The organism is bacterium, assembly GCA_037200965.1.
Lineage (GTDB): Bacteria > Patescibacteriota > Minisyncoccia > Phycocordibacterales > Phycocordibacteraceae > C7867-001.
This window is the reverse complement of sequence record JBBCGK010000001.1, coordinates 898593-919840: the sequence shown is the minus strand read 5'-3', so window position 1 is coordinate 919840 and position 21248 is coordinate 898593. Positions and strand designations below refer to the sequence as shown.

Annotated in this window: 15 protein-coding genes and 1 pseudogene; 5 read left to right on the top strand and 11 right to left on the bottom strand. The window is 59.6% G+C overall.

Going from position 1 to position 21248, the window contains the following annotated elements; translation table 11 throughout:
- Positions 1 to 29 precede the first annotated feature (29 nt).
- A complete protein-coding gene (locus tag WDN10_05360; GenBank protein ID MEJ0054114.1) occupies positions 30 to 401 on the bottom strand; it encodes a hypothetical protein in 372 nt (123 codons plus the stop codon).
- 131 nt (positions 402 to 532) lie between these two features.
- On the opposite strand from WDN10_05360, the gene WDN10_05355 reads away from it, so the two are divergent.
- The gene (locus WDN10_05355) at positions 533 to 1390 is read left to right on the top strand and encodes an integrase core domain-containing protein (protein MEJ0054113.1); all 858 of its coding nucleotides are present in this window, start codon (positions 533 to 535) and stop codon (positions 1388 to 1390) included.
- Between the two features lie 11 nt (positions 1391 to 1401).
- Here WDN10_05355 and WDN10_05350 read toward each other — a convergent pair whose 3' ends face one another.
- The 6 genes and pseudogenes from WDN10_05350 to WDN10_05325 form a co-directional block, all read right to left on the bottom strand.
- Positions 1402 to 4647: an NYN domain-containing protein gene (locus WDN10_05350; protein MEJ0054112.1), complete on the bottom strand. Its 3246-nt coding sequence runs from the start codon at positions 4645 to 4647 to the stop codon at positions 1402 to 1404.
- Positions 4648 to 4714: 67 nt separating this feature from the next.
- The gene (locus WDN10_05345; protein MEJ0054111.1) at positions 4715 to 5002 is read right to left on the bottom strand and encodes a hypothetical protein; all 288 of its coding nucleotides are present in this window, start codon (positions 5000 to 5002) and stop codon (positions 4715 to 4717) included.
- Positions 5003 to 5038: 36 nt separating this feature from the next.
- Complete coding sequence (rnc, locus tag WDN10_05340; GenBank protein ID MEJ0054110.1) at positions 5039 to 5728, bottom strand: ribonuclease III; 690 nt, start codon at positions 5726 to 5728, stop codon at positions 5039 to 5041.
- Entirely contained in the window at positions 5721 to 6650 is a 930-nt protein-coding gene (gene nusB, locus WDN10_05335; GenBank protein ID MEJ0054109.1) for a transcription antitermination factor NusB, read from the bottom strand. Before nusB ends, rnc begins: the two co-directional genes overlap by 8 nt.
- A gap of 254 nt (positions 6651 to 6904) precedes the next feature.
- Positions 6905 to 7063: pseudogene (gene rpmF, locus WDN10_05330) on the bottom strand (50S ribosomal protein L32).
- A gap of 385 nt (positions 7064 to 7448) precedes the next feature.
- Positions 7449 to 8045, bottom strand: a complete 597-nt coding sequence (locus WDN10_05325; protein MEJ0054108.1) for a ribonuclease HII — start codon at positions 8043 to 8045, stop codon at positions 7449 to 7451.
- A gap of 34 nt (positions 8046 to 8079) precedes the next feature.
- Here WDN10_05325 and dnaE point away from each other — a divergent pair, with 34 nt between their 5' ends.
- Both dnaE and thrS read left to right on the top strand, forming a co-directional pair.
- A complete protein-coding gene (gene dnaE / locus WDN10_05320; GenBank protein MEJ0054107.1) occupies positions 8080 to 11235 on the top strand; it encodes a DNA polymerase III subunit alpha in 3156 nt (1051 codons plus the stop codon).
- 21 nt (positions 11236 to 11256) lie between these two features.
- Positions 11257 to 12999: a threonine--tRNA ligase gene (gene thrS / locus WDN10_05315; protein ID MEJ0054106.1), complete on the top strand. Its 1743-nt coding sequence runs from the start codon at positions 11257 to 11259 to the stop codon at positions 12997 to 12999.
- Between the two features lie 63 nt (positions 13000 to 13062).
- On the opposite strand, the gene WDN10_05310 is transcribed toward thrS, so the two are convergent.
- The 3 genes from WDN10_05310 to WDN10_05300 form a co-directional block, all read right to left on the bottom strand.
- Positions 13063 to 15504, bottom strand: a complete 2442-nt coding sequence (locus WDN10_05310; GenBank protein ID MEJ0054105.1) for a hypothetical protein — start codon at positions 15502 to 15504, stop codon at positions 13063 to 13065.
- A gap of 103 nt (positions 15505 to 15607) precedes the next feature.
- A complete protein-coding gene (locus WDN10_05305; GenBank protein ID MEJ0054104.1) occupies positions 15608 to 16699 on the bottom strand; it encodes a hypothetical protein in 1092 nt (363 codons plus the stop codon).
- Between the two features lie 129 nt (positions 16700 to 16828).
- Positions 16829 to 17512 carry a sortase gene (locus tag WDN10_05300; GenBank protein MEJ0054103.1) on the bottom strand — a complete coding sequence of 228 codons (684 nt, stop codon included), beginning with the start codon at positions 17510 to 17512 and terminating at the stop codon, positions 16829 to 16831.
- Positions 17513 to 17640: 128 nt separating this feature from the next.
- Between WDN10_05300 and WDN10_05295 the strand changes: the two genes are divergently transcribed.
- Both WDN10_05295 and WDN10_05290 read left to right on the top strand, forming a co-directional pair.
- Complete coding sequence (locus WDN10_05295) at positions 17641 to 18435, top strand: CARDB domain-containing protein (protein MEJ0054102.1); 795 nt, start codon at positions 17641 to 17643, stop codon at positions 18433 to 18435.
- A 136-nt stretch (positions 18436 to 18571) separates the two neighbouring features.
- Positions 18572 to 19108, top strand: a complete 537-nt coding sequence (locus WDN10_05290) for a hypothetical protein (GenBank protein ID MEJ0054101.1) — start codon at positions 18572 to 18574, stop codon at positions 19106 to 19108.
- Between the two features lie 49 nt (positions 19109 to 19157).
- Here WDN10_05290 and WDN10_05285 read toward each other — a convergent pair whose 3' ends face one another.
- Positions 19158 to 21212 carry a DNA topoisomerase subunit B gene (locus WDN10_05285; protein ID MEJ0054100.1) on the bottom strand — a complete coding sequence of 685 codons (2055 nt, stop codon included), beginning with the start codon at positions 21210 to 21212 and terminating at the stop codon, positions 19158 to 19160.
- Positions 21213 to 21248 lie beyond the last annotated feature (36 nt).

The following is a 21248-nucleotide window of genomic DNA, read 5'->3' as shown; positions in this document are numbered from 1 at the left end:
GCCGGGCACCTCCCTTCACGGGGTGAAACTCAATGGATCCAGAACATGCTGGTGTAGCCATCGAACTCTACGAGCTTCGCCTTTTGACCAAATGGATATGCAGTAGACGGCTCGAGGAAGATTGAGTCGCCTACTGATAGCGAAAACACTTCCGCATAGCCCCAGTCGCGATAGATCTTATGCCGGTGCGAGACGGTTACCTTCCGGTCTCCGGGATGGAGGCCGATGACGAGCCAGTCGGTGCCTTTGATTTCCCGCCCGAAGTAGGCGAAGGTGATGTGTTCGTCTCGCCATTTCTCGCTCGGGCTTCTCTCGTTATATGCGAAATCCGGCTCCGCCCCGGCAGCAACAGGCGCAAGCATGAGCGCGGCTGCCACTATCGCTTTGAATGTGCTACGCATTCGAATCTCCTTTTCGTCTATGCGTTATGCGCACAATACTCTATAAGAGGAAACGTGTCAAATTACTCGTAATGGTTCAATACCTTGGCACCACTAAGCCAAGTCGCATGCCATACACCACCAACCCCCGTATGCCCCGCATCCGCCGCGAAGCGGCGGATCTCTTCCGCCAAGGCTGGAGCGCGCGCAAGATCGGGCGGCATCTCGGGTACCATCACACCGCCGTCATGAAATGGGTGCGAAGGGCCGAACGCATCGGATACCACCCGATACCGACGCGCTCGTCGCGTCCGAAGCGCCATCCCCGGCAGCTCTCAGACGAACTCCGCTGGAAGATCTTCCATACCCGGCTCAAGTCGAAGCGAAGCGCGGAAGTCATTCAGCGCATACTGGAGGAGGAAGGGGTGGTGATTTCACTCTCCACCATCAAGCGAACGCTTGACCGCATGGGCCTCCTCAAGAAGAGGAGCCCGTACAAGCGATACCACCCACAGGTCGACCGCCCCCTGCCGGAGAAACCCGGTTCCCTCGTCCAGATCGACACCATTCACACCATGCTCGATTTGAAGAAGCGGATGTATACCTTCACCCTCATCGACGTGCATTCCCGCACCGCGTACGCGAAGACCTATGCGCGCATGGATGCCGCGACCGCCGTGCGCTTCGTCGAGGAGGCGCAGCGGAGAGCGTCCTTCCGCTTCGAAATGCTCCAGAGCGACCATGGTCCCGAGTTCGGGGCGTGGTTCGTCGAGCGCATCCGGAGGAAGCACCGGTATTCCCGCATCGGGAAACCCAACGACAATGCGCATATCGAGCGATTCAACCGCACGCTTCAGGAGGAGTGCCTCGACCATGCGCGCAGAAGTCCGGAAGCGTTCAATGCGGCTCTGAAGAAATACATCCCCTGGTACAACCGGGAGCGGCACCATTTCGGCCTGAATCTCCTGACCCCGGCACAAGTACTCAAGGAGGTGGTGCCAAGGTGTTGATTAGAAGACGATTACTTCGCCACCGCAACCGCCTCGTCGAATTTGACCGAAAGGAGCTTCGAGACGCCGTCGCCCGACATTGTCACGCCGTAGAGGATGCCCGCCCTGCTCATGGTCTCGCGGTTATGCGTGATGACGATAAGCTGGGATTTCTTCGAGAGGTTCTCGATCATGTCGCCGTAGCGGCGGCTGTTGGCCTCGTCCAAGGCCGCGTCCGTCTCGTCAAGTATCAAAAACGGCGGCGGATTCACCTGGCTCATGGCAAAGATGAGCGCGATCGACGTGAGCGCCCGCTCGCCGCCTGAAAGCTGCATGAGCGACTGCACGCGCTTTTTCGGGAGGGCAACCGATATCTCGATCCCCGGACGCATTTCCCTGCGTGGCGTGCTTGTTTCGCGTTCCTCGTCTTCCTCTTCATCGTCTTCGGGCTCTTCAAGCACAAGCCGGGCGCTTCCGCCCCCGAACATGAGCGCGAAGAATTCCCCGAACGACGCGTTAACCTTCTGAAGCCCCTCCGCGAAACTCTTGCCGAGTTCCGTATCGAGCTCGGTTATGAGTTCCCGAAGCCCTGCGGCCGACTTCGCAAGATCCTCAAGCTCCCGCGCAAGGAAACTCTCTCGCTCCGAGACCTCCTTGTATTCGCTGCGTATTTGTTCCCCGCCGCCGCCCGCTTCCTCAAGCCGTATCTTGAGGCGCTCAAGCGCGCGCTTGCGGTCTTCCTGCGCCCGGCGCTCTTCCCGCGGAAGCTCCGACAGGGGCGCGTACGAGACGGCCTCGGCACCCGCAAGCGCGAGTACTTCGGCCGTGTCCCTCTGGAGCTCTTCGGCAAGGAAGGCAAGCTCGCGAAGGCGCGCGCCGAACCGTTCCGTCTCCGCCTCCGCGGAAGCCTTTGCCTCCGCGACCTGCAGCGTGCGGTGCTGGCTTTCGCGCCCCGCCTCTTCGCGGGCGCGGGCTTCTTCGCGGGCTCGGGCAAGCGCCGCCCGCGCTTTTTCAAGCTCGGCAGCGAGCTCCGCGTCTTTCGCGACGAGCCTTTTCTGCTCTTCCTCAAGCGCGAACGTCTCGCGCTCCTCCTCCGCAAGGTACGCGGCACCCGAAACCGCGAAGCGCTCGAAGAAAGCGCGCGTTGCCGAGCGTATCGCGGCGAGTGCGGCGCGCAGCGACTCGACACCTTCTCCCGCGCCTTCGGCCTGCCGCTCAACCTCGTCCCGAAGAGCCGTCAGGTCTTCCCGCGGTATCTTCGCGTACGGGTCGCGGGCGACTGCGGCGCTTCGCCTTTTTGCTCCCTCAAGCGCACCTTCCGTCTTCCCGAGCTCGCGCGCAAGTTCGGCCCGCGAGGAGGTAATCCGCTCGGCAAGAGCTTCCGACTGCCGTACGGCTTCGAAGCGCTTCAGGGCTTCGCTGTCGCTTGCCGTGAGGTCGGTGACCGCGGCAAGTTCCGCGGACGCTTTCGCAAGGCGCTCCGCCGCGGAGACTTTCGCGCTTTCGGCACGCTTCTTTTCTTCCCGAAGATAGGCATCCTCGATCGCGAGGTACGTCCTCGCCGCGGCTCCGAGCTCGCGCCGCATTTCCTCCGCGCGTTCGAGCTTCTCGACCTGCTTCCCGAGGAACTTCAAGTGCGGCGCGAGTTCCCTCCGGAGCGCCTCCACCTGTCCGATATTCTCCTCGGTCTTCTGGAGTTTCTTCTCGCTCTCCTGCTTCTTGAATTCGAAAATCTTGAGCCCGAGCGCTTCCTCAAGCATTTCGCGCCGGTCGGCGCTTGAAGCCGCGAGTATCCGATCGGCCTCGCCCTGGGAGATGATGTGGTGCCCGGTCTCGCCGATATTGGCGCCTGCAAGAAGCTCCTGGATGTCGCGAAGGCGCGCTTTCGACCCGTTGATCGAGTATTCGCTCGTCCCGTCGCGAAATACCGCGCGCTCGATCACCACCTCGTTAAAGTCGAGCTTGAATTGCTTGCGGGAATTATCGAAAACGACCGCGACCGCGGCACGGTTTGAGCGCTGTGCGGTGTGCGAGCCCGAAAAGATGAGGTCTTCGCTTCGTTTCCCGCGCATCGACTTCATCGACTGTTCCCCGAGCGCGAAGCGGAAAGCTTCGGCAACGTTGCTGTTGTGCGCGACGATACCGTTTCCCACGAAGTTATGAACTCCTTCCACCTCAATGTCATATACCCGTTCAGCGGGAAGAACGGATATCGACGCAACTGCTTCAAACGTGAGCGCTCCGGAGGCAGAGAGCGTCGCGATGCGCGAACCGATAGCAAGATGCATGACGCGAGTCCATGAACCGATAGTATCCACACGGGTCTCGCGCCCGGGGCTTGCGCGCTTGAGCGATGCCTGTATAATTGGCGCTACCAACACTGCCCCGAGCGAAAGCTCGGGGTTTTGCGTTCCTCTGCGCTCGATCCACGGGCGGATGCGCTCCGCAAAGATATGCGGCTTCAAGCGCAACTCCCACGCCATCGACCGCTTGAATGAGAGGAATAGGGCCGCTTTCCCTTGCCGCTGCACGTACTGCTCAAGCCCCAGATAGTCGCTGTCCCCGCTCACGATTATCGCGACGTCGAGAAGCGGCAGATGCCGCACGACATCCAGGGCGAGGTCGATGTCGATATCTCCCTTCTTTACGACCGATCCGTTGCTTCCGGCAATATACTTGAGCGGCTTTTCGAGCACCGTCACGTACGGGGCGACCGCCCGCAGATGCTTGCGCGCGGCTTCATGCGCGGGATCCCCGGCTTCCGGAACCGCGACGTGATAGCGCATGATGCGAAGGTCGGCGCTTGCTTCAAGCAGCGCGCGGAGCTTGCCAAAATCGATCTGCCACCCGGCCTTTCGCGCCCCATGATAGAGATTCGAGTTATCAATAAACACGCCGATGCGCGGACGCTCGGGAACTGGCCGGGCCTCCGGAGCGGCGAGATAAGGGTGCTCCGCGGTCGTACGAATGCGCTTGCCGCTTTCCGTGACAAGCTCACACACGTCTTTGGTGCCCGAATCGAGGAGCGCGTTCACGCGGGCGCTCACGAAAGCGCCCGTCGCCTCGTCAAGCGCGAGTACCTCGTCGCCGCGACGGATGTCTTTGATCGCGACGTCTTCCGCTTCCCCCGAAGCCGTCCGGCGCGCAAGGAGCGTATCGCCCGTCACGCACTTCCCAGATCCATTCGGCCCCACGATCGACGTCACCGAGGACGAGAAATCGAGCACGGTCTTCCGTGCGAACGATTTGAACCCGGCGATTTCGAGCCGCTTGAGCATATAAAAAGTATACAGCACCCGCGCATGGCGCGAGTGCTGTGTGAGGACGGATATACAGGAGCCCGTCCTATTTCACGACCGTGAGATGGGGCGGCGAGACTTCTTTCGCCACGCTCCCAGGGCCGAATTCGATGGTGAAGAAGTGTTCGACATCTTCTCCGACAGGCATTCCCTGGAAGGTGCCTATCTTCGTGCTCGGATCGAACTTCAGGCACCACCCTTCGGCGAAAACCTTTTCGGTCCAGCCGCTGCCGCCAGCGGTCGAGATGCATCTCGTCTTCACCGGCGGTTCGAATGTGTAGTTCTGATCCGGGATAAATCCCGGATTCTCGGAAGAAACGCCTGTTCCTGCCATCTGCTCAATCTCCTTTGGCCTGTCTGGATAATACTTCTACCACCCCATCTTGTCAATGCCGTTTTGCGCCGCGGCCTGCTCGGCCTCCTGTTTTGATTTCCCTTCCCCGCGCCCTATCTCTTCAGCATGCAAAAAGACGCCGACCGTGAAGGAGCGGGCGTGGTCGGGACCCGTTTCGGAAATGGTCCGGTACGTCGGCGTGACGCCCCTATGCTCCTGGGAAGCCTCCTGGAAGCGGCTCTTCGCGTCCTGCCAGGTTCCCTGCTCGAGCACTCCCGCAAGGCGCGGATAGAGGTTAAGCGCGAGGAACTTCTCCGCCGCTTCGTATCCCTGGTCGAGATACACCGCGCCAAGGAGCGCTTCGAACGCGTTTGCAAGAATGATTGCGCGAGCGCGGCCGGTATCTTTGGCTTCGCCTTTCGAGAGCAGCAGGTAGTCGTTCACGCCAAGCTTCTCGGCGAGGCTTGCAAGCGACACCGTGTTCACGAGCGCCGCGCGATAGGCCGTGAGCTCGCCTTCCTGCTTGTTCGGGTATTGAAAATAGAGGAAATGCGTGACGGCGAGCTCGAGGACCGCGTCGCCGAGGAATTCGAGCCGTTCGTTATGCTTCGAGACCGTTCCCCGATTTTCATTGAGGTACGAGCGGTGCGTCAGCGCTTCGATGAGAAGCGCCTGGTTTTCGAATTTGAGTCCGAGTTTTGCGGCGAAGGAGGCGAAATCAGGCATTTACAGTAGTGGCGCGGGCGCGGTCGAGGAGTTTCTGGACGGCGTTCGTGACGATGGGGAGCATATCATCGTAGAAATTGAGGTCAAGAATGTCCGAGAGGCGGAACCATTTGACGTCGTCGAGTCCCCCTTTGTTCGCTTCAAGCTGGAGGGGTTCGAACTGCGCGCGCGCGAGGAAATAGGTGACGCGCTTTCGGAGCTTGCCATTCTCCGGATGCGTCGCGACGTATTCGTTCTCGCCGACCTGCTCCTCGATCGTTACGTCGAGGCCGATCTCCGCCCGTACTTTCCGCGCCGTGCCTTCTTCGGTCGTTTCATTCGCGGTTTCCGGCGTATCGCCGATCTTGCCCTTCGAAAGGGTCCAATGCCCGAACACGTCATGCACGAGGGCGAGATAGTACTCGCCCTCGTGCTTTGCATAGACGACCGCGCCGCCCAGCCGCTGGAGCGGAATATCTTCGTATTTTACCTGCTTTTTCTTGCTGACTTCGTCCTTGCCCGGCTCTCCTATCTCCTTGTATACGGCGCCGAGCACCCCGTTCACGAACCGCCCGGAGGAATCTCCTCCAAACGTCTTCGCGAGCTCTATCGCCTCGTTTATGGCCACCTTGGCCGGGACCTGGGTGCGGTCGGCGAAGAGAAGCTCGAAAAGCCCGAGGCGTAAAATGTTACGGTCCACGGGAGCGATCTTTTCGAGGGGCCATTCGGGAGCGGCCTTGGCGATGATGAGGTCGAGGTCGTCCCGCTTGGCGAGCACCCCGTCGAGGAGTTTCGACATGAACGGCGCATCGGCATCGTCTCCGCCGAATTCTTCGACATTTCTCTTGAGCGTCTCGTGCGCGCTTTCACTTGAGGCAGCTGTAGTATCCCACTCAAAGAGCGTTTGGAGGACGACAGAGCGCGCAAGATGTCGGTTAGCCATATCGAATGAACAACACAGGTATCGTAGCAAGCGCAAACCGCCGCGCAAGGGCGCGGCGGTTTCTCCTGTGCACAATGCGGAGCTTACGCTCCTCCGCCCATTCCGCTTCTCGAGCGCGGTCGGGAAACCGAAAACTTTTCGAGTACCGAAGTCTTGGTCTGCTTCGCCGCCTCGCTGTCGTGCACGTGGTCCTTCGGATGGTCGGTTTTCTTTGCGGTCTTGTCCGTCTTAACCGCCTTCACTTTCGCGGCGAAAATCTGCTTGCCGCGGTACATGCCCGTCGCTTCGTCGACGCGGTGCGGAAGGCGAAGCGCGCCCGTCTCCTTGTCCTTAAGGACGGTAAGGGTCTTGAGCGCATGGTGGCTCCGGCGGTTTTTGGTGTGCGAACTGGTGTGGCGCATTCGTATCGACATGCGCTTCAAGCTACCAGAATCGGTATAAAAAGCAAACACCGCCGAGAACCCCTGGGGGCTTTCGGCGGCATCAGTTCGCTTTGCGAAGGCGGCTTATACCGCTACGGCCTCGAGAGGCCCCGGACACAGATTCGCGATGCTTCGCGGAACCCTCTGTTTCCTTTTGGCGCAGTCGACGGCAGGTTCATTGATTCCGTCCGATGCGAATAACTCGCGCGCGCAGGTACAGACGCTGCACACATGAAAACTCGCCAACTCCAAACGGAACGTCAATGAGCCGTTTTCTTGTTGAACACTCGTCTCTCCACTCCATGGCTGTGCGCCCATGGTTCAACTCCCTGAAGGTGCAAATTGTCGAGTCCGGACGCAGATGCCCGGACAATTGTTAACCATACCTGGTACCGCTCGCCCGATCAAGGTGCAGAAAAGTATGGCGGTGGATTTCGCAGGGGCCGTGTGTACGAAGCGCCGCATAGTGGGCGGCCGTCCCGTACCCCTTATGCTTCTCGAAACCGTACGACGGATACTTCTTCGCAAGCTCGCGCATCAGCCGGTCGCGCGCCACCTTCGCTGCGACCGAAGCGAGCATAATGGCGGGTATCGTTCCGTCTCCTCCGATAACGGTTTCTTGCGCATATTCCGCTGGCGCTTTGAGAGAACCGTCGAGAAAGACAGAGACATCGGACGGATCAGGAACGAGAGCCCGTACTCCGCGCGAGAGGGCATCCCGTATCGCCTTGCTTATGCCTTCCGCATCTATCACGCGCGCATCCGCAAACTCGACCGCATAGCGCACTTCCGCGGTCTTCTCGAGCAATGCGAAAATCCGCTCGCGGTTCTTCTCGCTTAGCTTTTTGGAATCGTTCAATCCCGGGAACGCCGCCACAAGGTCGAATCCTTCCGCTATCGCCACCACGCCGACTGCCACCGGGCCCGCGAGCGGGCCGCGTCCCGCCTCGTCGACGCCGAGAATCGTTTGCATGCACGAAGCATAGCAGCTTGGTATGCTGTACGTCATGAGTCGCTTTATCCATCTCCACGCCCACAGCCACTACTCCTTCCTCCAGGCACTCCCGAAGATCGACGAGCTTGTGGGTGCCGCGAAAAAGGAAGGCATGGAAGCGCTCGCGCTCACCGACTCGGGAAATCTCCACGGCGCGATCGAATTCTATAAGGAGGCGAAAAAAGCGGAGCTGAAACCCATTATCGGCGTCGACGCATACCTTGCGCACGGTTCGCGCTTTGATAAGGGGCAAAACGAACACCGCTCCCGGCTCGTGCTCCTCGCGGAAAATAACGACGGCTATAAGAATCTCCTCAAGCTCGTCACCAAGTCCTTCACCGAAGGCTTCAACGAACGGCCCCGCATGGACAAGGAGCTTCTTAAAAAGCACCCGGGCGGGCTTATCGCCATCATTCCCTCATTTGCCGGAGACGTCGCGAAGCTCCTTGGCGCGGGACAGACGGAGGCGGCGGCCGCGACGCTTGCCGAATACGTGAGCATGTTCGGCAAGGACAACGTCTTCCTCGAAGTCACGTACCACCCCAAGGCCGCCGGACACCAGGAAAAGATGAAGCGGATCGTCGAACTCTCGAAATCCTCCGGCGTGCCGGTCGTCGCGCAGCACGACGTGTATTATCTCTCCCCCGACGACCGGGAAGCGTGCGAGGTGATGCGGAGGATCCAGCACGGCGGGGGCGGCAACCGGAGCAATGAAGTCGAGGACTTCTCTTTCATAAGCGAAAAGCAGGCGCTCGCGTACTTCAAGGACATGCCCGAGGCGGTCGACCGGTCGAAGGAAATCGCGGACCGCTGCAATGTCGTTTTCGAGCTCGGCAAATGGGTGTTCCCCGACCTTGCGGTCGGCGAGGGGTTCAAAACGCACGATGAGGAGCTGCGCGCGAAGACGTTCGCCGGAATACCAAGAAGAGGGCTTACGGCCACGCCGGAGCTCCTTGAACGCGTCGAATACGAGCTCAAGATCATCGGCGACAAGGGATACGCGCCGTACTTCCTCGTCGTATCCGACCTCCTGGATTTCGCCCATAAGAACAGCATCCTGACGACGATCCGCGGATCGGTCGCGGGATCGATGGTGACGTACCTTGCCGGGATCACGAACGTGGACGCGCTCGCCTACAAAATCCCCTTCGAGCGCTTTCTCAATCCCGAGCGCCCGTCCGCGCCGGACATCGACATGGACTTCGCCGACAATCGACGCGACGAGATGATCGCGTATGCGAAATCAAAATATGGCGACGACCGCGTCGCGCAGATCGGCACCTTCGGCACCATGATGGCCCGCGCCGCGGTCCGCGATGTCGCGCGCGCGCTCGGACATGCATACGGCACCGGTGACCGCATCGCGAAACTCATCCCGATCGGCTCGCAAGGATTCCCCATGACGATCGACCGGGCGTTCGAGCTCGAGCCCGACCTCAAGAGCCTCTACGAGGAAGACGAGGACTCGCACGAAATACTCGATCTCGCCCGCCGGATCGAAGGCTGCGTGCGGCATACCGGCGTGCACGCGGCGGGCGTCGTGATCGCACCCACTCCGCTTACCGAATGGACCGCGCTCCAGTTCGACCCCAAGGGCGGCAAGCTGATCACGCAGTACGACATGCATTCCATCGAGGACGCGGGGCTTTTGAAGTTCGACTTCCTCGGCATCAAGAACCTCGCCATCCTCGCGGACTCCGTCGAGCGCGTGCGGGAAAGCAAAGGCATCTATATCGACATCGAGGCGGTGCCGCTTGACGACCCGAAGACCTTCGCCATGCTCGCCCGCGGCGAGACCGAAGGCACGTTCCAATTGAACGGCTCGGGTATGACGCGCTATTTGAAGGAGCTCAAGCCGACTACCATCCACGACATCAACGCCATGGTCGCGCTCTACCGCCCGGGACCGATGGAATCCATCCCCTCCTATATCGAGCGCAAGAGCAATCCGAAAATGATCACGTACCTTGACGAGCGCATGAAGGAATACCTGGATGCGTCGTACGGGCTCCTGGTGTACCAGGACGACGTGCTTCTGACGGCGATAAAGCTCGGCGGCTACTCCTGGCTTACGGCCGACGCGCTCCGCAAGGCGATGGGCAAGAAGATTCCGGAAATCATGGAGAAGGAGAAGGAGAAGCTCACCAAGGGGTTCCAGGAGTTCGGCAAGCTCACGGAAGCGAAGGCGGAAAAGCTCTGGAAGCTCATCGAGCCGTTCGCCGCCTACGGCTTCGGCAAGGCGCATGCGGCAAGCTACGGCAAGGTCGCGTACCAGACCTCGTACATGAAAGCGAACTACCCCGTCGAATACATGGCGGCGCTTTTGACCGCCGACGCGGGCGACACCGAGCAGATCGCGATACTCGCCGCCGAATGCGAGCGCATGAAGATACCCGTCCTTCCGCCGGACATAAACGAAAGCGGCACCACCTTTACGGTCGTGGGCGGCGCGAAAGACAGCATCCGCTTCGGCCTCTCATCAATCAAAAATTTCGGTGACGGCATAGCCGGAGCGATTCTTGACGAGCGGAACGCGCACGGACCGTTCAAGGACCTCACCGGCTTTCTCTCCCGCGTCGGCTCGAGAAACCTTAACCGCAAGTCTCTCGAGTCGCTTATACGCTGCGGCGCGCTCGACCGATTCGGCAGCCGCGGAGAGCTTCTCGCGAATATAGAGCACCTGCTGCTCTTTCACCGCGATGCGACTGCCGCAGCGCCGCAGGATTCGCTCTTCGGCGCTTCGCTTGCAAACTCCGCCGCGCTCGTCCTTAAGCCAGCCGAGGATGTCTCGGTCGCACAAAAGCTCGAATGGGAAAAAGAACTGCTCGGTATCTACGTCTCGGGCCATCCGCTTGACGCGCACGACGAGAAGCTCGGCCAGGCCAAGTTCACGATCGGATCGCTCAAGGAAAACCCACAGCAAGGCCTTCCGGTCATCCTTCCGGCCCTTATCGAAGAGATAAAGACGATGCTCACGAAAAACGGCGACAAGATGTCGTTCGTGAAGCTTGCCGACAAGACCGCCTCGATCGAATCGGTCGTCTTCCCGAAGCTTTTCAAGGAACACCAGGGGCTCATCGTTCCCGGCAAATGCGTTCTTATAAAAGCAAAGGTGTCCCTCAGAAACGGCGAGACCACGCTCGCGATCGAGAACCTGAAGGCGCTCTAGGTGTGCTATTCTCTATATCCTATGGCAACGCTTGAAGAAAAACGGCATACGCTTGCGCATCTCCTGGCCGCCGCGGTCATGGAACTGTGGCCGGACACCAAGCGGACTATCGGCCCTGCGATCGATACCGGCTTCTATTTCGATTTCGAATTTTCGAAACCGATATCGGAGAAGGATTTTCCCGAGATCGAGAAAGTCATGCGCAGACTGCTTCCGACCTGGACCTCATTCACGCGTTCGGAACTTTCGGCCGAGGAAGCGAAGGCGCAGTACCCGGGGAATCCCTATAAACAGGAACTGATCGACGAATTTACCGCCGACGGACAGAAGGTTTCATTTTATACTTCCGGCGCGTATTCGGATCTTTGCCGTGGCGGTCAGGCAGATAACCCGGCACAGGAGATCGCCCCCGAGTCGTTCGCCCTCGACCGTATTGCAGGCGCGTACTGGCGCGGTAGCGAGAAGAACGCGCAGCTGACCCGCATCTACGGGCTCGCGTTTGAGACTAAAGAGGACTTGGAGGCCTATCGTATGCGAAGAGAGGAGGCGGAGAAGCGCGATCATAAGAGGCTTGGCCGCGAGCTGGACCTCTTTTTGATCGATGAAAAAGTCGGCAAAGGCCTTCCTTTGTGGACGCCGAAGGGCACTGCGGTGAAATTCGAAATGGAGAACTTCGCACGGGAACTCGAACGCAAATATGGCTATGAGCATGTGTCGACGCCATATCTCGGAGGCGAGGAGCTGTATCGTATTTCAGGACACCTCGACCATTACGCGCACAATATGTATGCGCCTATCGACATGGACGGGGACAAGTTCTACCTGCGCCCGATGGCGTGCCCCCATCATATTCGGATGTTCCAGAGAAAACAGTGGAGCTATAAGGATCTGCCCGTGCGTTACGCGGAAATAGCCGACTATAACCGATATGAGAAATCGGGAGAGCTCATGGGCATGATCCGTGTCCGCAAGTTCCAGCTTACCGACGGACATATTTTCGTAACCCGGGAAGGGCTCAAGGAGGAATTCAAGAGCGTATGCACGATGATCGTCGAGGGAATGAAAGGCCTTGGTCTTATCGATGTCGTCTCATATCGCTTCTCGAAGCGGGATGCTGATAACAAGGAAAAATATTATCCCGACGACGATCTCTGGAATCTTGCAGAGGGACTTATGAAAGAAGCGCTCGATGAACTCGGGCTTCCGTATGTCGAGGCGGAAGACGAGGCCGCTTTTTACGGCCCGAAGCTCGACGTGCAGGCAAAAAACGTGAACGGCAAAGAGGATACTCTTTTTACTGCCCAGATGGATTTCCTGCTTCCCCAAAAATTCGATATCGAATACATAGACGCGGACGGACAAAAGAAACGACCGGTCATGATCCATCGTTCTACGATCGGCAGCTTGGAGCGTGTCTTCGGTTTCCTGATCGAGCATTTCGGCGGAGCTTTTCCGCTCTGGCTCTCGCCCGTGCAGGTGAAGGTGCTTCCGGTTTCGGAGAAGCATGACGGATATGCCAGAGAGGTTCTGGCAACGCTCAAGGCAGCCGATATCCGCGCGGAGGCAGATTCGTCGAACGAGTCCCTCGGCAAGAAAGTGCGCGCGGCAAAACTCGAGAAGGTTCCGTACGTACTTGTCGTCGGCGACAAAGAACAAGAATCTGGTACGGTTTCTGTTGAAAGCCGGGACCACGGCAAGCTCGACGCGATGCAGCAGGCAGATTTTGCCGCGAAAGCGCTCAGGGAAATCAAAACGCGTTCTTAAACGCGCAAAAGAAGAACACCGGCGGATTTCGTCCGCCGGTGTTCTTCTTTTTATTAAATCCGATTACGCTCCCGTAACGGCAAGCGCCCTGGTGAGCGCGAGCTTCGCGCCCGTGATGCCCTGCGAGTAGCTTGAGTCGACTGCAGTCGAAAGCGAGGTCACGAGGCGTTCGAGGAAGGAGGTCGCGCAATCGTTCGTGATGCGCGCCACCTCCGGATGCACCGGCGTGCCTTCCGTACGCGCGCGGTACGCGTCATCAAGCGCGCAGACGACCTGGGTGAGGAACGCTTCGGCGTCTCCCCCGGCGCGGACCGTAGCGCGGACGGCGCCGAATACCACTTCCCGCTCGCCCTTAAGAAGGGCTTCGATGAAGCCCGGCACCTCAGGATGCACCGGGGCCGCGTTTGCCTGCGGTGCCTGGCGAGCGGGTGCCGCGCTCGAATGCACCGGTTCGACATTTCCATAGATAGGCTCGACGCTCTCATAGATCGGCTCCGTCTTCTGGGCGCGGGCCACGATGCGCTCGGAATGTACGACCGCGTCGTCGGGCGCGGACTCGCGCGCAAGACCCTTCACGATATCGTCGATCGAGAGGCTGCCGGACTTCGCGAACGAACGGAATCCGTCGTACGTGGAGTACCCGCGAGCGGCGTTCTGCGCTGCGGACGCGCGCATGACCGGGGCTTTGGCGGGCTCCGGACGATATGCCGGGGCGGTTTCGGGTGCAAGCTGCTCGGCGTTCAGCGTCTCGGTTACGGCCTCCGCAAACCGCTGCATGCGGCGCCTGAGATACGGCAGGAGGATGAAGAGCGCAAGATACGCGACCGCGAGGCTCCATGCGACGAGCGCGACCCAGTATGCGACGGTGCCGACAGGCCCGAGATCGAGGCCGGTATAGGGAATTTGCGAAAGATAGACGAAGGCGAGCGGTTCGACATCCGGCTGCTTGAGGACATCAAGCGTCACGTGCGGACGGCTGACACGGCGACCGCCGCCGCCCCCTCCTCCTCCGCCCCCTCCGCAACCGCTCGTACAGCTCGGTTTGGCGGCGACCGTGATTTGCGCGGTACAACTATTGGTTCCGGCAGGACCGGTTACCGTGCCGGTGAACGTCGTGTCGTCCGTGATCTTCGGCGTCGTCGTGGAACCGCCGGACAGAGGAGATACCGCACCGATAGTATTGTCGATAGAGAAAGACGTAGCGCCGGTCGTAGTCCAGGTGAGGGTCGAAGTGCCGCCGCCCTCCGGGAGAGAGGTCGGATCTGCGGTGAGGGTACACGCGAGCCCCGGCGTGGATGGCGTGACGGTAATAGTTACAGTGCAGGGCAGCGACGTGCCTGCAGGACCGGTAGCGATACCGGTGTAGGTGATGGTAGCCGTAAGGTTGGGCGTCGTCGTGGAACCGCCCGCGACCGGAGTAAGCGAGCCGATCGCATGATCAATAGTGAACGAGGTAGCATTCGAGGTGGTCCATGTGAGCGTCGATACGCCACTGCCCGTAAAGGAGGCCGGGGATGCGGTGAGCGTACATGCAGGCGCACCCGGCAGGGTTATCGTGACGGTCGCCGTACACGGCTGCGAAGTGCCGCCGAGACCTGTAGCGATACCGGTGTAGGTAGTGGTGGTCGTAATGGCGGGAGCCAAGACCGAGCCGCTTCCCACCGGCGTTACGGAACCGATCGTATGGTCAATAGTGAACGAGGTTGCGTTCGAGGTGGTCCAGGTAAGGGTTGGCTGCACGCTCGTGCCGGTAAAACTTGCCGGAGAGGCCGTGAGCGTACAGGCCGGGGTGCCAGGCGATACGGGCGTCACGGTGACGCTTGCGGTGCAGGTATCCTGCTGCCCGTCCGGCCCCTCTACCGTACCGGTATACGTAGTATTCGCGCTTATGGCGGGAGCGACTTTCGATCCGCTGGCAACCGGAGTTACCGAACCGACGCCGTGGTTAATGGTGAACGAGGTAGCATTCGAGGTGGTCCATGTGAGCGTCGATACGCCACTGCCCGTAAAGGAGGCCGGGGATGCGGTGAGCGTACAAGTAGGAGCGGGGGGAGGAGGCGGTATGACCTCGACGGTTGCGGTACATATCGTCTCGCCTCCGGGACCCATGCCCGTCATGGTGTATTCGGTCGTCTCCGAGGGAGATACGTCGTACGTGCCGTCGAGATCGACCTCGCCGATGTCATGATCGATTTCCGCGCCCGTTACGTTCACGGTAGTCCACGAAAGCGTCGCGGTTTCGCCGGGATGTATGGAAGACGGTTCCACTTCGAGCGAACAGCTCGGGATAAGGATGATCGGTGGAGGGATGACGATCGGTGGAGGGATGACGATCGGTGGAGGCGGTAGAACGCAGCAGGCTTCGGTGAAAGGGACGTTCACGACCCCGGTCACGATGCCGAGACTGAAGCCGATCGAGAGCACCGCGACCACGCTCAAGAGCCCGGTGACGAGCGGGCTCATGTTCTTTTTGTTTTGTGAAATGGTTGTGGTTTCGGTGGTCATGATTGATTCCCGTACAAAGAGGGCGGGGATGTGCCGTGGCACGATTCCCCGCTCTCAAAAGATTACACTGCCGTCGCCTTGTTGTCAAGCGTACGGCTTTGGGTCAGAGGGTCTTTCCGGAACCGGTGACGGCCCAGCTGAGCTGGCCCGCCTGCCGGGTTTCAGCCACCGCGGTCCTGGACACGATCTCAAAACGCGAGAACGCCATGAACGCTTCGAACCCCCGGGTCTCGAGATGGTACCCGTTGGTCCGCACGCAGTAGAGCGTGGAGCGGTTGAAGTCGATCGGATACGAGTAGTAGCCGACCAAGCCCCTCCCTTTCACGTGCGCCACCGCTTCGGGCCTTTGCGCCGGGAGATCGTTCCTCTCGGCCACTTCGGGCGACGGATAGCCGCCGCGGGCGCAGTCGCAGCCGAGCTCGAGCCGGTAGTCGCCGGTTTCGTCGTGCATGTACGTGCACGGATCGCTGATGAGCTCGGCCATAACCTCGCTCGTCAGATCCTTGACGTAGATCTGATGATGCACGAAGCCGTCCGAGACGTCGATCGCGGGAAGAGGTTTCCCGTTTTCGCCCGTCGTCGTCCGATAGTCGTACGGCATGCGGTAGCAGCGCTCTTCCGTGACCTTTACGGGCGGAGGGGGCTGGTGACGCTTCGGCGGATGATGCTTCTTCGGCTTGCGCACATGGCGCACGCCGAGATTCATGCACCAGTCAAAACGGTCGGCGATCCAGGTTACCCCGTCGACGACCACGACATATTCGGTAGCGGAGCGCTTCTCACTTTTGAGAGGAACGCCGCGGCCGAACCGCGTCGTGACATTCTTCGTGACTGTAGGGCCGCGGCTTGAGACGAAATCGTAGCGCACGCCGTCCTTGATGGACTTATGCACGCCAGGCTTCGCCATTGCCTTCAGGAACGCGTCGATCACCTTCGCAGGGATTCCGGCGCGCTCCATCGAACAACGGTCAAAGGTGCGAGCCTTCGCAAGCCGCTCGGAATGGGTTCCCTTGCGCTCGACCAACGGGTCAGCGCCAGGATATTTCCATCCCATGCTGTGACGCTCGCTAAGCGTCACAGCGCACACCGGCGACTTCGCCGGAGAGGCCGAACTCGCCGAGAAGAAGTTGTAGAGACCGATGCCGATAATCGCCAAGAGGGCGAGCACGACACCGGCGATGAGAATTCTACGCATCGCCTGTTCTCCGATCTGCCGCGCTCACGCGGCTCTAGGGTTATTACTGACTCACGGTTACAAAGAACGAATTTCTTCGCCTCTGCGCTTCCCTTGCGGAAAGTTTGCAGAGAGCTATCCGGCCGCCCCCTAGGGGACGAGCGGATAGCTCTCGACAAGTTCTGCGGTCACGACGAACCGGTCGGTCTTTTCTCCGAACGAGTCGCACGTGGCGAGCGTAAGCGTATGGCCGGTCGAGGTCAGGGCGATTCCGGCGTCGGATGCCGCGCTCTGCTTCGACACGCCTGCTACCGCATAGGCGTACGCCCTCGTGCCTGAAGATACGATGATGCGGTCTCCTTTCTCAAGGTTCTGTATGCCGTCGAACGTCTTGAACGCCTGGTTGCTCACGACCGGCAGATAGCTTGAGTGGCCGAAGAGTATCACGTTCCCGGCTTCGCCAAGCTTCGCCGACGTCGGGTACCTGACCGCTCCGCCAAGAAGCGCATGGTCGAGCGTTTCGATATCGGTCGAAGACGGATTCGCGATCTTCGCGGACAGCCTGATCGACGGCACCTCGATCTTCACGGGAAGCTCAGCGGACTGCGGTATAGTCGGAGCGGAAACAACGCCCGAAACATCCATGGCGACTGCGGGCGCCGATCCGGCGGATGCCGTCTGCGGCGCGGCCGCTTCAGGCAAGAGGTCAAGATGCGCAAGCGTCGTAACGGAAAGAAGGAATGCAATAAAAGTCAGGCCTCCGAAGGCCCACTTTCGTGCGTACGCCCTTTTGGCGGCCCTCGCGAGCCGCACTGCGTTATCGACTGCGTTCATATAGTCTTGCTCATATTTACACTATAAGAATGATCCTGTCAAGAGGTCGCATAAGGCCCCAAAGAACAAAACTTGACAAGAGGCTATTGACAAATAAAATGGGCCATGTTAGATATATCCATATCCCTATGAATACTGAAACCCAGATCCACAACCGCCAGGCGGCCATTCGGGCCCTCGCCGTCGTCGGCTTCATCGCGCTTCTCTTTATCGGCATGACGCTCGCCGTCTATACGGCGCGCTATATCCCTGCCGCGATTTCCGGCATCGGCCAGGCGGCCGTTTCGCTCTCTTCCGTATTCGTTCCCGCCAAGGAAAGCACGCTTGAGGTCGTGAACTCCGGCACCGTCGTTCCGTTTGGAACCCCTGCTGCAAGCACCACGACCGTAAATACCACGGTCGTGATCCCCGCAACGACCACGACGACCTCTTCGGTTACGGCGACCGTCGCGCCGACCCCGTCCGCGGGCGCGCCTGCGAATAACGCATACGTAATACCGGGCACGGGCACCGCGGTCCGCAGCGGCTCGTTCACAGGCCTCCCTGACCTCACGGTCACGAATCTCGTCGTCGGCTACCTTCCCAGTAACGACAGCAGCGACGCGGCGTTCGTCCTGAGTTCGAGCGTTCCGGATAACCGCCGCTTCGCGGTCAAGTTCTCGGTCGTTAACCGCGGCACGAATGTCTCCGGCACCTGGGACTTCGAAGCCAAGCTCCCGACCAAGCAGAGCTATACCTTCAGCTCCCCTACCCAGGTTTCCCTCAATCCCGGCGACCATATCGACTTCATGCTCCATCTCGACGATGGCGAAGCGAAGACCGGCGACCAGAGCTTCTCGGTCACGCTCGACCCCGACAAGGACGTGAGCGAGTCCGACGAAAGCAATAACTACGCTTCGGCTTCGATTGAGATCAGAGATTAAGATTTCACAAGAAAGGCGCCGCCCGCAAGCAAGGATTGCGGGCGGTTCTCTTGTTTTTCCCGGTTGCCGAATGTACGATGCAAATAGTTATCTGGTTCCATCAATATCCTGACAACCCAACGCACGGAGAGAGAAAATGTCTGACTGCAAAAATGCGTCCGCTTTGCTGGAGTATTTCCGCGCCGAACATACATGGCCGGAACAGAAAACTGCTCTTGAAGATTTCCTCACCAGCGTCGGTCCAGAAGAGCCCGGAACGGACATATGGGCACACGTCATGGAGGAATGCATTCGGGCAATGCTTGTATTCGGGAACATAAACAAATTCGATCCCCCCGACATCGACTCCGTCATTGGCAGGAACCTCACCGAATGGTCTGGATATGCTCAGCAACACTTTCGTCCGGGAGCAAGGTGCGCCGCTGCGCGAATCGCGGGAATTGGAACGTATTTCGAGCTCTCGAAATGGGCACTTGAAAGCGTGATCCTTTTCTGTCACGAGGGAAATGGCGTGCACCCAAAAGACGGTTGGCAGTGCGCGAATGCGCTGACACGTCGTTCTCCGGGACGAAATCTCACCCGGGAAGAACTTACCGCATTTTACAGAAACACGCTTCGGCAACCGGACGCGGAACTCATTCGCCTGAGCAAGGAGATCTTCCTCAGTCTCTAGGTTCAAAGCGGGGAGTTAAATGCCGGGTGGCAACGCCCGGCATTTGTCTTTATATATCCAGATTCGCGAGCTTCGCGTTCGACTGTATGAAGGACTTACGGCTCGCAACGTCCTTGCCCATAAGAATATCGAAGATGCGGTCCGCTTCCTGCGCGTCCTCGACCATGACCTGCTTGAGGACCCGCTTCCCGGCATCCATCGTCGTTTCTTTGAGCTCCTCGGGATTCATTTCGCCAAGGCCCTTATAGCGCTGTATGGAAATCTTCGGGGTCCTCTTAGCACTTGCCTCCTCTCCCGCGCTGTCCTCCTCTCCGCTTACGTCCTGTATTTCTTCCGCGAGCGCGGCATCCTTCCCGAGAATCTTATTCTTTTCCTCGTCCGAATACGCATAAAATACTTCCTTTCCCCTCTTGATCTTATAAAGCGGGGGCTGGGCGATGTAGATGAAGCCGCCGTCGATCACCGGACGGAAATGGCGATAAAAGAGAGTGAGGAGGAGCGTGCGGATATGGGCGCCGTCGACGTCCGCATCGGTCGCGACGATGATCTTGTGGTAGCGGAGCTTCGAAAGGTCGAACACGTCGCCGATCGCGGCACCAAGCGCGATGACGATGGAGCGGATGGAGTCCGACTCGAGCATGCGGTCGATGCGGCGCTCGACGTTGAGGATCTTGCCGCGAAGCGGGAGGATCGCCTGGGTCCTGCGGTCCCTGCCCATCTTCGCCGAGCCGCCTGCCGAATCTCCCTCGACGATGAAGAGCTCGGCTTCCGCCGGGTCCTTCACCTGGCAGTCCGAGAGCTTCCCCGGAAGCGTCATGCCTTCAAGCGCGCCTTTGCGGAGCACCGAGTCTTTGGCGGCTTTCGCGGCCTTGCGGGCCTTGAGTGCCAGCAGCACCTTGTTTACGATCGCCCGCCCGTCGTCGGGATTCTCTTCAAGATAGGTTGAAAAAGCGGAGCCGAATACGCTTGCGACCGCGCCCTGCGCCTCGACCGAGCCGAGCTTGCCCTTCGTCTGACCCTCGAACTGGATTTCCGGCAGCTTCACCGAAATCACTGCCGTGATTCCTTCAAGCGCATCGTCGCCCGTGAAGTTCTCCTCGCTTTCCTTGAGAATGCCCGCGGTGCGGCCGTATGAGTTGAGGGTACGCGTAAGCGCGGTCTTAAAGCCCGTCACGTGCGTACCGCCTTCGGCGTTGTACGTATTGTTCGCGAATGCGGTAAGCCGCGGGGTGATGTCGTCGACGTACTGGAGCGCGACTTCGACCGCGACCCCGTCCGCTTCGTGCTCTGCGTAGAAAATATGAGGATGCACCGGCTTCTGGTGCTTGTTATAGAAAGCGACGAGCGACTTAAGGCCTCCCTCGAAATAGAAGGACATCGACGGAACTTCGAGCTTGAGATCCCGGAGATAGAAGACGCTTTCGTCGTCGATCTTCCCCGCCCCGCGCGCGTCGATGATCGAGATGCGCACCGCCTTCACGAGATATGCCTGCTGGCGCAGGTGCGCGACGATCTTGTCCCAGTTCCAGTTGATGCCGTCCTTGAATATCGTATCGTCGGCCTTGAATTTGATGATCGTGCCGCGCTCCTTGGTCTTCCCGATTTGCTTTACCTTCCCCTTGGGCTTTCCGATCGCGTACTCCTGCATGTGGATACCGCCGTCCTGGTGCACGGTTGCCATCGTATGCACCGAAAGCGCGTTTACGACGGAGGCGCCCACGCCGTGAAGCCCGCCCGAGACCTTGTACCCGCTGTCGTCCCCGCCGAACTTTCCTCCGGCATGGAGCGTCGTCATGATGGTTTCAAGCGCCGAGACCTTCGTCTTTGGGTGTATCCCTACCGGGATGCCGCGTCCGTTGTCCGCTACGCGCACATAGCCGTCCGGAAGAAGAGCGACTTCGATGTCGTTCGCGTGCCCGCCCATGGCCTCGTCGCGGGAGTTGTCGAAAATCTCCCAGATGAGGTGGTGGAGGCCGTCGGGACCCGTGGTCCCGATGTACATTCCCGGGCGCTTCCGGACCGGCTCGAGGCCCTCGAGCACGGTAATGGCCGACGCATCGTACGCCTTCGCTTTTGCGGGTGTTTTTGCCTCTGCCTTCGCCATGATTCTTAGGCTTATTGTATCACGAAGTGAAGACTT

What these genes read in the sequence shown, in the direction of transcription:
- WDN10_05360 (MEJ0054114.1), bottom strand. Translation starts at nt 401, where the DNA reads ATGCGTAGCACATTCAAAGCGATAGTGGCAGCCGCGCTCATGCTTGCG.
- WDN10_05355 (MEJ0054113.1), top strand. Translation starts at nt 533, where the DNA reads ATGCCCCGCATCCGCCGCGAAGCGGCGGATCTCTTCCGCCAAGGCTGG.
- WDN10_05350 (MEJ0054112.1), bottom strand. Translation starts at nt 4,647, where the DNA reads ATGCTCAAGCGGCTCGAAATCGCCGGGTTCAAATCGTTCGCACGGAAG.
- WDN10_05345 (MEJ0054111.1), bottom strand. Translation starts at nt 5,002, where the DNA reads ATGGCAGGAACAGGCGTTTCTTCCGAGAATCCGGGATTTATCCCGGAT.
- rnc (MEJ0054110.1), bottom strand. Translation starts at nt 5,728, where the DNA reads ATGCCTGATTTCGCCTCCTTCGCCGCAAAACTCGGACTCAAATTCGAA.
- nusB (MEJ0054109.1), bottom strand. Translation starts at nt 6,650, where the DNA reads ATGGCTAACCGACATCTTGCGCGCTCTGTCGTCCTCCAAACGCTCTTT.
- WDN10_05325 (MEJ0054108.1), bottom strand. Translation starts at nt 8,045, where the DNA reads ATGCAAACGATTCTCGGCGTCGACGAGGCGGGACGCGGCCCGCTCGCG.
- dnaE (MEJ0054107.1), top strand. Translation starts at nt 8,080, where the DNA reads ATGAGTCGCTTTATCCATCTCCACGCCCACAGCCACTACTCCTTCCTC.
- thrS (MEJ0054106.1), top strand. Translation starts at nt 11,257, where the DNA reads ATGGCAACGCTTGAAGAAAAACGGCATACGCTTGCGCATCTCCTGGCC.
- WDN10_05310 (MEJ0054105.1), bottom strand. Translation starts at nt 15,504, where the DNA reads ATGACCACCGAAACCACAACCATTTCACAAAACAAAAAGAACATGAGC.
- WDN10_05305 (MEJ0054104.1), bottom strand. Translation starts at nt 16,699, where the DNA reads ATGCGTAGAATTCTCATCGCCGGTGTCGTGCTCGCCCTCTTGGCGATT.
- WDN10_05300 (MEJ0054103.1), bottom strand. Translation starts at nt 17,512, where the DNA reads ATGAACGCAGTCGATAACGCAGTGCGGCTCGCGAGGGCCGCCAAAAGG.
- WDN10_05295 (MEJ0054102.1), top strand. Translation starts at nt 17,641, where the DNA reads ATGAATACTGAAACCCAGATCCACAACCGCCAGGCGGCCATTCGGGCC.
- WDN10_05290 (MEJ0054101.1), top strand. Translation starts at nt 18,572, where the DNA reads ATGTCTGACTGCAAAAATGCGTCCGCTTTGCTGGAGTATTTCCGCGCC.
- WDN10_05285 (MEJ0054100.1), bottom strand. Translation starts at nt 21,212, where the DNA reads ATGGCGAAGGCAGAGGCAAAAACACCCGCAAAAGCGAAGGCGTACGAT.